Annotated in this window: 11 protein-coding genes; all 11 read left to right on the plus strand. The window is 33.1% G+C overall.

Annotated elements, in window-relative coordinates; genetic code table 11:
* Positions 1 to 3 precede the first annotated feature (3 nt).
* The 11 genes from HWV59_RS25870 to HWV59_RS25920 all read left to right on the plus strand — a co-directional run bounded on the left by HWV59_RS25870 (position 4) and on the right by HWV59_RS25920 (position 12,264).
* On the plus strand, positions 4 to 210 hold the full coding sequence (locus HWV59_RS25870) for an SHOCT domain-containing protein (protein ID WP_235991911.1): 207 nt from the start codon (positions 4 to 6) through the stop codon (positions 208 to 210).
* A 267-nt stretch (positions 211 to 477) separates the two neighbouring features.
* The gene (gene lgt, locus HWV59_RS25875; protein WP_102232073.1) at positions 478 to 1,269 is read left to right on the plus strand and encodes a prolipoprotein diacylglyceryl transferase; all 792 of its coding nucleotides are present in this window, start codon (positions 478 to 480) and stop codon (positions 1,267 to 1,269) included.
* Positions 1,270 to 1,358: 89 nt separating this feature from the next.
* Positions 1,359 to 1,580 (plus strand): hypothetical protein, encoded by a 222-nt coding sequence (locus HWV59_RS25880; RefSeq protein WP_175640769.1) that lies wholly within the window; start codon positions 1,359 to 1,361, stop codon positions 1,578 to 1,580.
* A gap of 60 nt (positions 1,581 to 1,640) precedes the next feature.
* Positions 1,641 to 1,895, plus strand: a complete 255-nt coding sequence (locus tag HWV59_RS25885) for a DUF2933 domain-containing protein (RefSeq protein WP_102232071.1) — start codon at positions 1,641 to 1,643, stop codon at positions 1,893 to 1,895.
* A gap of 62 nt (positions 1,896 to 1,957) precedes the next feature.
* On the plus strand, positions 1,958 to 3,859 hold the full coding sequence (locus HWV59_RS25890; RefSeq protein WP_175640770.1) for a copper resistance CopC/CopD family protein: 1,902 nt from the start codon (positions 1,958 to 1,960) through the stop codon (positions 3,857 to 3,859).
* Positions 3,860 to 4,076: 217 nt separating this feature from the next.
* Positions 4,077 to 4,445 carry an ArsR/SmtB family transcription factor gene (locus HWV59_RS25895; RefSeq protein ID WP_102232069.1) on the plus strand — a complete coding sequence of 123 codons (369 nt, stop codon included), beginning with the start codon at positions 4,077 to 4,079 and terminating at the stop codon, positions 4,443 to 4,445.
* Positions 4,438 to 6,576 carry a heavy metal translocating P-type ATPase gene (locus HWV59_RS25900; RefSeq protein WP_102232068.1) on the plus strand — a complete coding sequence of 713 codons (2,139 nt, stop codon included), beginning with the start codon at positions 4,438 to 4,440 and terminating at the stop codon, positions 6,574 to 6,576. Before HWV59_RS25895 ends, HWV59_RS25900 begins: the two co-directional genes overlap by 8 nt.
* Before the next feature lie 764 nt (positions 6,577 to 7,340).
* Positions 7,341 to 8,822, plus strand: a complete 1,482-nt coding sequence (locus HWV59_RS25905; RefSeq protein WP_235991912.1) for a DNA/RNA helicase domain-containing protein — start codon at positions 7,341 to 7,343, stop codon at positions 8,820 to 8,822.
* A 754-nt stretch (positions 8,823 to 9,576) separates the two neighbouring features.
* Complete coding sequence (locus HWV59_RS25910) at positions 9,577 to 10,407, plus strand: SET domain-containing protein (RefSeq protein WP_175640771.1); 831 nt, start codon at positions 9,577 to 9,579, stop codon at positions 10,405 to 10,407.
* 364 nt (positions 10,408 to 10,771) lie between these two features.
* Complete coding sequence (locus tag HWV59_RS25915) at positions 10,772 to 11,983, plus strand: DUF4062 domain-containing protein (RefSeq protein WP_175640772.1); 1,212 nt, start codon at positions 10,772 to 10,774, stop codon at positions 11,981 to 11,983.
* 2 nt (positions 11,984 to 11,985) lie between these two features.
* The gene (locus tag HWV59_RS25920) at positions 11,986 to 12,264 is read left to right on the plus strand and encodes a hypothetical protein (protein WP_102232419.1); all 279 of its coding nucleotides are present in this window, start codon (positions 11,986 to 11,988) and stop codon (positions 12,262 to 12,264) included.
* Positions 12,265 to 12,685: the final 421 nt, after the last annotated feature.

Consider the following 12,685-nt stretch of genomic DNA (forward strand, 5'->3'; position numbering starts at 1 on the left):
ATTATGATGATGGGTTATGGAATGATGTTAAATATGTTATTTTGGATCGTTTTAATTGGATTTGCTATATACGGGTTTATATTACTAATTATGAAGCCATTTGAAAAAAATAACTCTAACAATGCTCTTACTATCTTAAAAGAACGCTTTGCACGTGGAGAGATTGATCCAGAGGAATATAACGAAAGGAAAAGTCTCTTGAAAGATTGATTGTAACCTTCATATTAAACAAAATTAAGTTAGCTAACGTTGTAAGTTAATAGTCTTACAAAAATTAAATAAAACTATAGTAAATAGGACTAAAAAGGGAGAATTTGTTTCTCTCTTTTTTTCTTCCTGAAAATAAAAATTCAAAGTTAGACAGACCAGAGATTGTTAGTTCTTACCTTTATTTTTAATCAGCATTTCTTCCATATTTTCTCCATACTTTTTATGTACTCTCTAAAATAAAGAATAAAACATAGGAGGTCATCTAAGATGGGCACAATTCAACCAATTGATCGGATAGCATTCGAAATTGGACCTATAACAGTCTATTGGTATGGCATCATTATCGCATTTGGTGTTTTTCTAGGGCTTTATTTAGCCACAAAAGAGGCAAAGCGTGTAGGGCTAGATAAAGATATTATTGTAGATTTAATCATGTGGGCTATTCCAATTGCACTTATTAGTGCAAGAGTGTATTACGTCATTTTTAAATGGGAGTATTATTCTAAGAATCCTACAGAGATCATTGCAATTTGGGAAGGTGGCATTGCCATCCATGGTGCACTTATTGGTGCGACTATTACTGCTATTGTATTTGCTAAAAAAAGAGGAGTGTCATTTTGGAAATTAGCTGATATTATAGCTCCAAGCATTATTTTAGGGCAAGCAATAGGTCGGTGGGGAAACTTTATGAATCAAGAAGCACATGGTGGACCTGTAACTAAAGAATTTCTTGTTAACTTACAGTTACCTGATTTCATTATTAATCAAATGTTTATTAACGGGCAATATTACCATCCAACCTTTTTATATGAATCAATTTGGAATATAGCCGGATTTATTGTTCTAATAATGTTGCGGAGAATCAACCTTCGTCAAGGTGAGTTATTTTTAAGTTATATAACCTGGTATTCTATTGGGCGTTTCATTATTGAAGGGATGCGAACAGATAGTCTGATGTTAACGGAAACACTAAGAATGGCGCAATTTATTTCTATTGTGTTAGTTATTTGTAGTTTACTGATCTTAGTTTATCGAAGAAAAGCAGTGCATACTCAATAAAAATAAGACATTTTAAGGTGTGTTCTCCATACTTTCTTCAAACTTATTATCTATTATTTCTTTGAATAAACAAAAAGGAGGTAATCTTGATGAAAAAGAAAATTGCATTCGTTTCATCTTTTGCATTAGCAACATTGCTTGTAGCAGGTCAGTTTACTTATGCAGAAAAACCAGACGGTATGATGAACGGTAACGGTATGTCGAAGATGATGGAAGCTATGAATTCTCCTGAAGGGCAAAAAATGATGAAAGCTTGCGAGAAATTTATGGAAACTAGTGATGATAGTGAAGTGAAAGACACATCATTGTAAAGACTAAAAGACCTTCTACTGAAGGTCTTTTCAACTAATTAGTAAAGGGGATAAAAAACTATGGAATGGTTACTATATTTGTTATGTCCTTTAATGATGTTGTTCTGCATGAAGGGAATGTTTACTGGAAGTAAAAAGGATTGTCATTCAAAACAAGTAAACAACTCAACAGACGACATGAAGTCATTGCAAATGCAAGTTCAAAATTTACAGGAGCAAAATATGAAACTCATGGATGAGATGAAATCATTTAAACAAGCAAATATAATCTCTATTTCTAATAATAAGGATACTAATCAAAAAATCACATCCTAATTGCAACCGAAATCTGGTTGCTTTTTCATATTTAACCCCTTAACGTTTAAGGAGGAAGTTTTTTGTTGGCCTTTCGTAATTTTTTTACTTTATTAATATTTGCATTTTTAATTCAGTTTCTGATATCAGGATCATTAGGGTTTGCTCATTCTACCTTGCAACAAACATATCCAATAAAAGGGGACAAGCTATCTGAAAGCCCATCTTCGATTGAAGTGTGGTTTCAGGATCCTGTTGTTATACATCCCGAGTCCATTCAGTTAGAGGATGCATCTGGAAATCATATTGATTTAGAAAAAACAGTGGTTGATCCCGACAATAAATCTCATATAATTGCTAACCTAACTGAAAAATTACCAGCTGGTCATTATGTTGCAAGAATAAACGTAATCGCATTAGATGGTTTTGTCCTTCAAGAAGAATTGAATTTCCAGGTGGTAAAACAAAAGAATGAACAAAAGAAAGAGGAATTAAAAATACTTAAATATTCACCAGACGATGGTGAGATTGTCGAGGGTTCTCCTCAGAAAATGGATCTTTGGTTTAATCAGCCAACTGAAATAACTGCTATTGGTGTCTTTGATGACAACCAGCAATCAATTAGTACAAAAGAACCTTTCGTAGATCCTAATGACCCTAATCATATAATTATAGAGTTTGCTGAAGAGTTACAACAAGGAACATACCAAGTAACATGGTATGCACGTCCGAGCACTTTAGATGGTAAAAATCAACCAGATAATCTTGATGTTTTTTACTTTGCTGTAAATGAGTTTACACCAATAAAACAACTAAATGTAGGCGAACCAACAAAATCCTTTTGGTTTGAGAGTATAGGATTTAAACAATTAGGTTACTGGTTACAATTTATAGGAATTACCATTCTATTTGGTAGTACATTCTTTCATTCAGTAATATTGAAAAAATACAATTCATTAAAATGGAATAAGCTTTCTTCTGTTTTATTGCTTTTTGTAATATTTGGTATCTCTATTATTTTTATAGAACAAAAGGGGGAATTAGAAAGCCTCTCATTAACACAATTTTTATCATTAAAGTTTGTATGGATACCTATATTGCAAATTGTCCTATTGTTAACTGGACTACTGTTTAAAAAAGCTAAATTATTTCTTTATGGAATTGCACTATTATTAATGACATTTATAACCGGGCATGCTGCTTATCCTCGTTATGGTGGTAATTTATCAGTCATTGTTAATGCAGTACATTTATTAGCAGCATCGATTTGGATTGGAGGATTATTTGCAATCATCACCGTTCCCAAAAAAGAAGAAATAAAGGAATTACTAAAAGATGCTCTTCCGAATTACTCGAAATGGGCACTTATAAGTCTAGTGGTCATTATTGTTACTGGATTATATATGACAAATCAATATGTCCCTTCTTTTTCAATTAGTAGTTTCATCAAAAGTGAGTGGGGAAAGGCAATCGCGGTAAAGATTTTAGCAACTCTTATCATACTGATTGTTGGATTTTTTCAAAGAAAGAAGATAAAAAAATTAACAACAAAAGCTTTAAATACAGTTATTAATCGAGCAAGAGTAGAACTTGTTTATGCAGCACTTATTATATTGTTTGCATCCTTATTAGTTGTTTCAACACCAGGAGCAGCTGAGCAAGGTGTTTATCCTTCTTCAATAGAAAAAGAAAATATCGAGTTAAATGTAAACTTTACTCCTTTGCATCCTGGATTAAATGTTTTATCAATGAATTTCAGTGGTGAAGAGGTGGAGAACGTTGAAGTTACATTGTCGATGCTGCCAAATTACAATGTAACCTACAAGGCATTCAAAATAGAAGATGGAGTATTTAAAATCACAGGGAATCTTCTCCATGCTGCTGGAACAATGGGTATGAATGTAAAAGCAATAAATGCGAATGGAGAAGAAATAGAGTTTCCTTTTGAAATTGTTATCCCAGGGGAAACGAGATTTAATGAATAATGGAAAGAAAGTTCAATTTTATGACGATGGTTTCGCCTCGACTATAAAACGCCCAGGGATACTTGGAGCGTTTTTATTTTTGTTCAATTAGGGTTTTTAGAATTGGATAATTCCAATTCTTTTTTATTCACTTCATTCAAATAAATATTTGAATGAAGTGAGGGAAAGGGGTATACTATATTCAAATGGATATTTGAATGAAAATGGAGTGATGATAATGAGCAATAAAGATACTTGTGATATTTATTGTTATGACGAAGAAAAAGTCAATCGAATACAAGGTGAACTACAAAAAGAAGACCTTTCTAGTGTTGCTCAACTATTTAAAGCAATTGCAGACGAAAACAGGGCAAAAATTACCTATGCCTTATGTCAGGATGGGGAGTTATGCGTATGTGATGTTGCCAATATCATTGGTTCTTCTATTGCAACAGCATCCCACCACTTACGAACCCTTCATAAACAAGGGGTTGTGAAATACCGAAAAGAAGGAAAGCTCGCATTTTATTCTTTAGATGATGAACACATTAAGCAATTAATCTTAATCGCATTAGCACATAAAAAAGAGGTGAAAATTAATGTCTGATCAACAAACAAGACTATCTGAACAAGAAATGAAAATCTATCGTGTTCAAGGATTTACTTGTGCAAACTGTGCAGCGAAATTTGAAAACAACGTTAAACAATTACCCGGTGTTCAGGAAGCAAAAGTAAATTTTGGAGCATCTAAAATTACGGTTCAAGGAAATACAACGATTGAGGAATTAGAGAAAGCTGGGGCTTTTGAAAATTTAAAGATTCGTGATGAAAATGAACAAAGAATTGAGCGTGTTCCTTTCTGGAAGCAAAAAGAAAACATTAAAGTCTATATTTCGGCTATTTTACTTGTCATTAGTTGGTTTTTAGGAAACCAATACGGAGAAGAACATATTCTTCCTACGATTGGATATGCAGCAGCCATTTTAATTGGCGGGTATTCACTATTCATTAAAGGTTTGAAAAACCTACTTCGCTTCAACTTCGATATGAATACACTTATGACTGTTGCGATTTTAGGTGCGGCTGCCATTGGTGAATGGGGCGAAGGAGCAACGGTTGTGATCTTGTTTGCAATTAGTGAAGCATTAGAGCGTTATTCGATGGATAAAGCTCGTCAATCCATTGAATCATTGATGGATATTGCTCCAAAAGAGGCATTAATTCGTCGTGGAAATGAAGAAATGATGGTACACGTTGAAGATATTCAAATCGGGGATATTATGATCGTGAAGCCTGGGCAGAAATTAGCAATGGATGGGAAAGTTGTTAAAGGAACATCAACTTTAAATCAAGCTGCCATTACAGGTGAGAGCGTACCAGTAACGAGAACGATTGATGATGAAGTTTTTGCAGGAACATTAAATGAAGAAGGGTTGCTAGAAGTTAAAGTAACAAAGCGTGTCGAAGATACGACGTTATCTAAAATCATTCACCTTGTTGAAGAAGCCCAAGCAGAGCGAGCGCCATCTCAGGCGTTTGTGGACCGTTTCGCAAAATACTACACACCAGGCATTATTATTTTGGCTCTTTTATTAGCTGTAATCCCACCATTATTTATGGGGGCAGATTGGAGTGAATGGATTTACCGCGGTTTAGCTGTATTAGTGGTCGGCTGTCCTTGTGCATTGGTCATTTCAACACCTGTATCGATTGTTACAGCGATTGGAAATGCTGCGAGAAACGGTGTCTTGATTAAAGGTGGAATCCATTTAGAAGAAACAGGAACTTTAAAAGTTATTGCTTTTGATAAAACAGGTACGCTTACAAAAGGTGTTCCAGCTGTAACAGATGTAGTGACATATGGTGGTAATGAAAATGAGTTGATGACCATTACAGCAGCCATCGAAAAAGGCTCACAGCATCCACTTGCTTCAGCAATTATGAGAAAAGCAGAAGAAAACGGATTGAAATTTAATGATGTGTCTGTTGAAGAATTCCAATCCATTACAGGTAAAGGTGTAAAAGCAAGAATAAATAATGAAATGTACTATGTAGGCAGTCCAAACCTATTTGAAGAAATTTTATTAAATGGTATTAAAACAGAAATTAAAGGACAAATTACAACCCTCCAAACACAAGGAAAAACAGTAATGGTTTTAGGAACAGAAAACGAGATCTTATCTTTAATTGCTGTAGCTGATGAAATGAGGGAATCATCAAAAGAGGTTATTCGTAAACTTCATCAAGTTGGAATTGAAAAAACGGTTATGCTAACAGGAGATAACCAACGAACAGCAGAAGCGATAGGAAAAGAAGTTGGCGTTTCCAATATTAAAGCCGATTTACTTCCAGAAGATAAATTGAATTTTATAAAAGAACTTCGTGGTAAGCATCAAAGTGTGGCAATGGTCGGGGATGGAGTAAACGATGCACCAGCACTTGCAGCTTCGACGGTTGGTGTTGCGATGGGTGGTGCTGGAACCGACACAGCATTAGAAACGGCTGATATTGCTTTAATGTCCGATGATTTAAGCAAATTACCATATACAATTAAATTAAGTCGTAAGGCTTTGGCGATCATCAAGCAAAACATTACCTTTTCTTTAGCTATTAAGGCAGTTGCTTTATTACTCATTGTTCCTGGATGGTTAACTTTATGGTTAGCGATTTTTGCAGACATGGGAGCAACATTAATAGTTACTCTAAATAGCTTACGACTATTGAAAGTTAAAGAATAAAATGTTTAAGCCGATTTCTCTTAACGTAAGGAAAATCGGCTTTTTCTATGTAAAAAATCGCTTAGCGTACAAAATTCGCGTTAATTGCTCTGGACCCCATATAGTCCCATCCTCAAAAAAATGGCTTTTACATAAGTACATTTTTGTAAAATTATATTTGAACAACATTGACTTTTCTGAATATTTGTGGATAATAATTATAGTTAAATAGTTTGTATGTTGAGCACTTACGAGTGTAACTGCAGCTCCATCTATACCAGTAGCAATAATCTTACTCCTGTTAGCAATTTTATTAAGAATTATCAGCATAAAAATATTGACGGGAGAGATGTCTATGAAAAAATTACCAAGTCTTCTATACGTAAAATTCCTTATATCTGTTGTAACGGAAACAGTTTGGACAGGATTAGCTGGTATCGCTGTAAGTGCTGAGTATATGAGCGAATAAGTTTTAAAAAGTCGTCATTTGACCACTTTTTTTGTTTCCATTTTTAGAAGCGCATTATCTAAGGAAAAGGGTTTGTTATTAAAGTAAAAGATTGCAAGGAAAAGATGAAGGGTATCTTTGTCAAGGCATATACTTAAACATTCGGATGTTTTGGTTGAAGAAAAGCTTTCTCTTTTAGGAAAGCTTTTCTTATTATCCACAAGATTTAGTTCGAAAAAGTGTACTTTTCCAACGCTTTAATATAAATTACATGAGCCACACTATTAATTTTATAGTTATATGGTAATATATACTAAAAAAGCAAAAAAATGCGTGGGTGAGATTTTTGAAAAAACCAATGGATTTAAACTCTTTAGTAAGCAGTTATAACTTTTTATCAAAAGAGACTTTTGATGAACTACTGAGATTTTTCGATTTTGATTTAAGAAAAGATGAAATTGAACAAATTTCAAAGTTTATAGATAACTTAACAATTGAAAATAAATATTTTGGGTACTTTTATTTGGGTTACAAGATACCTCAAATAGACAAAGAATTTGATTTACTTAGATTTGGAGAAAACTATATCTTAAATGTTGAAATAAAATCTATCTTAAAAGTAGATGCTGCAAAGGAACAACTAATTAAGAATAGGTATTATTTAGCTTCCTTAGGCAAGAAAATAAAGTCATTTACTTATGTCGCAGAACATAACAGTCTTTATCAACTAGATGATGATGAAAACTTTCAACAAATAGAATTTGATGTATTTGAAAAACTTTTGACTAGTCAAAAATTGGAGCACCATTCAAATTTAGATGACTTATTTGATCCATCTGATTATCTAGTATCCCCCTTCAATGATAGTGAAAGGTTCAATAGTGGTTCTTACTTTTTGACTAAACAACAACAGGAGTTTAAAGATGCTATATTAAATAGTTCCGCAAAATTTACAATTATAGAGGGTCTACCAGGAACCGGAAAGACATTAATGCTCTACGATTTAGCAAAAGAATTTAATAAGAATCATGATATTGTAGTTATTCACACGGGCACCTTAAATACGGGGCATTTGATATTGAATCAACAATATAAATGGAACATCATTCCTATTAAAGCGTGTAAAGGGATTGAGCAAATAAAACCACAATTTATTTTTGTTGATGAGACTCAAAGAATGAGACCTTCACAACTTGACTATCTTATTAGATATGTAATAGAAAATGATATATTCTGCATTTTCTCGATTGATCCAAGGCAAATTCTCTCTCTTCAAGAATGGAATTACGATAATAAACGTACACTCATGACCTTGGAAGATAGTGAAGTATATAAATTAAGTAAAAAGATTAGAACAAATAAAGAGCTTGGAGCTTTTATTAAAGGTTTATTTAACTTAAATCATATGAAGTATTGCAATAACACCGATAATATATCTATTCACTACTTTGATGATATTAATCGAGCTAGAGGATTTGCAGAAGGATTGGAAATAGAAGGATGGCAGGTTATCGACTATACAGGAGAAAATTGGAATGGGCATTTAATCGAAAAGATGAGACTATACAGAGGATTAAATGCGCATGGTGTTCTGGGGCAAGAGTTTGATAAGGTTCTTGTTTTAGTAGGATCTACTTTTTACTTTGGTGAAGATGGTGGTCTTGCTGTAAGAGGAAAAAATTATTATGATCCGGAACGTATGTTTTATCAATCAGTTACCCGTGCAAGAAAACAAATCATGTTGCTTATTGTAAATAATCCAGAATTCATGACTAAGCTCATTAATGCACTGAATAACAAGAAAAAGCAAATGTCTTAATAAAAATTACAGAGTTTTCTTCAACTAAAGGTTAGCTTTAGTCTAAGATTAACCTTCAACAATCTAAGCGCGAGTGTTGAAGGTCTAATTAAAATTCTAAATTGAAACTTTAGCAGTTGAATATAATAGTAATCAGTTTTTAAAAAAAGAGGGAGGAAACTCCCTATTTTCCTCAGAATATAACTTCGTGTAAAATCTCTGTTTTATGAATTGAACATTTTAACGCCAAACCATGAAGAATCCTGTGTTTCTTAGTGGGGGAAATGGAAACTACCAGCAAAACTCAAATGCAAATAGCCTAGAAAAAATATATCTAATGCTAAAGATTTTATAGAAAATAAAAAGATATAGTTAAGACCCATAACTTAGATTTAGCAGGTTATCAGGAATTTAAGCAGAGAGACCAAGATTTAAAAATTGGAGACAACATTTACGACCATCTTGACAAAATCTCATTTTTTATTTGTAGGTTCAAGTATTGGAACAATGAGATTGTTCTTGAGGAATGGATTAGAAGGCAAATAAGGTTATTAAGAATTGATTTAAACAATGTACTCGAGAAAAAATGGTAGTATTTGGATTGTTGGTGAGGTAAATGAAAAAAAGGAAAAAGGTTTTATCTAAAGCCTTATACTTATAATAGGGATAAATATACTGATAACTAAGAGATCCTTTTGAACTAACAGGTGCGTTAGTTGAATGAAAAACAATTGGCTCTTTATAATATGATTTATTTCAAGGGGAGAGAGTGCTTTTGAATGAAGAAAAAAGAAAAAATCTAAAAGAAACTGGCAAAGGACTTACTCTAGAAACCGCTTTAAGTGTTGGTAGTGATACTGCAGCTGAAATTGCTAAAAATTCTATAACAAGTGTGATAGGAGATATCTTGGTAGATACAGCAGGTTCACTTATCCCTGGCGTTTCAGGTGCGGTTCAAAATTATAAACGTAATCGCTTTGAAAGAAACATAACAACTTTTACTGAGTATTTATACACCAAGATAGAAGACATACGTGTTAATTTAGAGCATAAATCAGATGAACAAAAAGAAAAGATTGATCAACTCTTTCATTATGTAATGGACTATGTCATTGATGAGCAACAAGAAGACAAAATTGAGTACATGGTCAATGGATTTGTAAACATCACAGATCACGAACAAGTGTCGGATGATTTTATCCTAACGTATTATGATGTGCTTAAAGAGCTCAGAATGGTTGATATTTCCGTTTTAAGGCTTATGTACTCCTCACGGTTTATGTTTGACCAAGAAACCCGGGAAACGTTTCATGATGTAATGGAAATGCATGGTATAAGTTACGAACAATATGAATCGGTCAGAAGAAATTTATTAAGGGTTGGGCTACTAACAACAAAAACAGATTTAAGCATTACAGATGATCTTAATGAAATCGCGAAGAGGTTTAAAGAATTATACACATACCTTGATAAGTTAACAAACCCAAGACATAAAGGATCATTACCTAAGTTAAAAGAACCAAAAATGAAGTCAAAAGAAAATTTCGAGATGTCCAAGTTTGGGCGAGATTTTGTTGAGTTTTTCTTAGGTTTGGATAAAGAATAAGTCATCTTAGCTCCTCATAGGACAAGCTTATCACCTCATACATTGCCATGAATTGATTTAGAATTGGCAAAGCAACTAAAATTCGTCTATCACCCAAGCAGTATTGGATGAGGAGAAAGTAAAACAGTTATAACAAAAGATCCTCAATAACAATGGCCACTGATCCTATGCAGAAGGAACAGTGGCCATTATTGTTGAAGTAAAGGAGCAGTAATGTGGAATAAGCAAGTCGTAGATGCGTAGAAGACCCTTACTGTGCAATATACAATTTCTTTTTTAGAGGACTTCGAGAAGGGTTACAAAAAATGAATGGAAAAATTAAGAAAAATGGTATAATTGAATTTGGAATCGTTATATTCAGGGGGTGTTACGACTGATTAATAAAACAAGAATCTTTATTAGTTCTGCATATGAAAATGATTTAAAGGAACCTCGGAAAATAATTAAGAAACAATTAGAGGAAAACGGTCATGAAGTCCCTATATTTGAAGATGGTGATTTTGGAACCTGGGAGAAGGACACGCTAAAACAATGTTTGGATGTAGTAAGTGAATGTGACATCTTTGTACTGTTAATCAATAACAAGTCAGGTGCCAGCTCTCGACTTTTAGATGGCAATGTCACTCCAACATATCTAGAGTATAAAGCCGCTTTGCAACATAATAAACATATACTTGTTTTTGTGTCCCCGTTTGTTAAGCATAATTTTACTCTTTTAAGGAAAGAATTTGACAAACTGTACAAATCCTATCAAGAAACACACCATAGGATACCAAGTTCCCCATTTGACCCTCTGTCTGATTGGATAAATAGCGAGTTAAGTCAGGAAGGGACCTTTAAAGACCTGTTGGCTTTAACCGACCCATTTGTTTGGGCTTTCCTTTACGAAGTCTACCGAAATGGAAATTGGGTTTATGACTTTAATGTTGCAAGAGCAGAAGAACAAGCAAAAAATATATCTTCAATGCTAAGTACAACTCTACGATCTGTAGTAGGTTTAGTTTCTGAAAGAGAACAAATAGAGGAATTAAAAGGACAAGCATCTTACTTATTAGCTTATGCTGATTATACTTTGCAATTATTAGAAATAAGAAATGATATCTCTGAAAATGGAGTGAAAACATGGTCCTATTTCCTTGAACAAGGTATTCGCTTTTTAAGAGGACCATTAGAGATTATCCAGGCTAGAGATATAAATCCTATGGCAGTAAATTCAAGTAATGGATGTTTTGCTGCTTCACTGTACACTATAGATAAAGATTCAGACAGAATGTTATCTTTAGTAGGTTCAACCGATGAAATAGATCCAGATCATTTTTACAAGTTAGATGAAAAAGACGTTTATGTTGTAGAAGCATATAATAACCAAGTAAGGTTAATAACATTCCGTGAAGAAAAACAAATGTTATACGTCACCGAACCTCTAGGGAATTTTGTTTTGTGTCTTCATTTTAAGTTAAATGTACCTTGGAATGTGAATCAGGTTAAGGCTTACGAAGATGAGATCCAATATGCTATAATAGACCAACACGAATACTTCTTTGATTATTTCAAAGGGTTAATTTTAGGAGGGTGAACATGAAAAAAGAATTTGTAAATTATAAGAGTGATGACACAATAATTATCAAGCGTTCCCCTGTTCTAAGTGCAAAAACTAAAGCTACACGGATGACAGGGGGAATTAAAGTATCACCTGCTTCTTCAGTATTAAATGGAACTGTAAGATCAAACTTTAAAGCTGGAAAGAGCTTACGAAATTCCATAAGTGAAAACATTAATTCTCTTGATAAAGTCTTAGTGGAATCAAACAAGATACTACCATATAGAAAAAAGGTTAAAGTTGTAGGAACTAATTAAAGAATATGTAAAAGGGATTTGAAACAATTCAAATCTCTTTTTTATTTTATGTGGGAGTTCGTTTTTATATTTGTTTACTTACTTAAATTTATAAATGAAAACTACTCTTGCTATAACCCATATAGAAAAAGGACAATCTAAAAAATCAATCATACTTATATAACCCAACGAGGGCTAATAAAGAATTAGAAAAACAATCCTATTAAATTTATTTGCATCACAGTACAACAATACTACGCAATTGAAAAATGCTATTCATCAAATAATTGTCCGGTTGGAAATAACAGTGAAAAGACTTTTAAAAACAGAAGAGGGAGGAAACTCTCGCTTAATTTTCAAAATAAACTTCGTGTAAAATCTCTCTTTTACGAATAGTTAAATATAGATAAGAAAACAAATGTTTGGTATAATTAAACGAGAA

The organism is Metabacillus schmidteae (genome assembly GCF_903166545.1).
Taxonomy (GTDB): Bacteria; Bacillota; Bacilli; order Bacillales; family Bacillaceae; genus Metabacillus; species Metabacillus schmidteae.

What these genes read in the sequence shown, in the direction of transcription:
- HWV59_RS25870 (WP_235991911.1), top strand. Translation starts at nt 4, where the DNA reads ATGATGATGGGTTATGGAATGATGTTAAATATGTTATTTTGGATCGTT.
- HWV59_RS25900 (WP_102232068.1), top strand. Translation starts at nt 4,438, where the DNA reads ATGTCTGATCAACAAACAAGACTATCTGAACAAGAAATGAAAATCTAT.
- HWV59_RS25885 (WP_102232071.1), top strand. Translation starts at nt 1,641, where the DNA reads ATGGAATGGTTACTATATTTGTTATGTCCTTTAATGATGTTGTTCTGC.
- HWV59_RS25920 (WP_102232419.1), top strand. Translation starts at nt 11,986, where the DNA reads ATGAAAAAAGAATTTGTAAATTATAAGAGTGATGACACAATAATTATC.
- HWV59_RS25880 (WP_175640769.1), top strand. Translation starts at nt 1,359, where the DNA reads ATGAAAAAGAAAATTGCATTCGTTTCATCTTTTGCATTAGCAACATTG.
- HWV59_RS25895 (WP_102232069.1), top strand. Translation starts at nt 4,077, where the DNA reads ATGAGCAATAAAGATACTTGTGATATTTATTGTTATGACGAAGAAAAA.
- lgt (WP_102232073.1), top strand. Translation starts at nt 478, where the DNA reads ATGGGCACAATTCAACCAATTGATCGGATAGCATTCGAAATTGGACCT.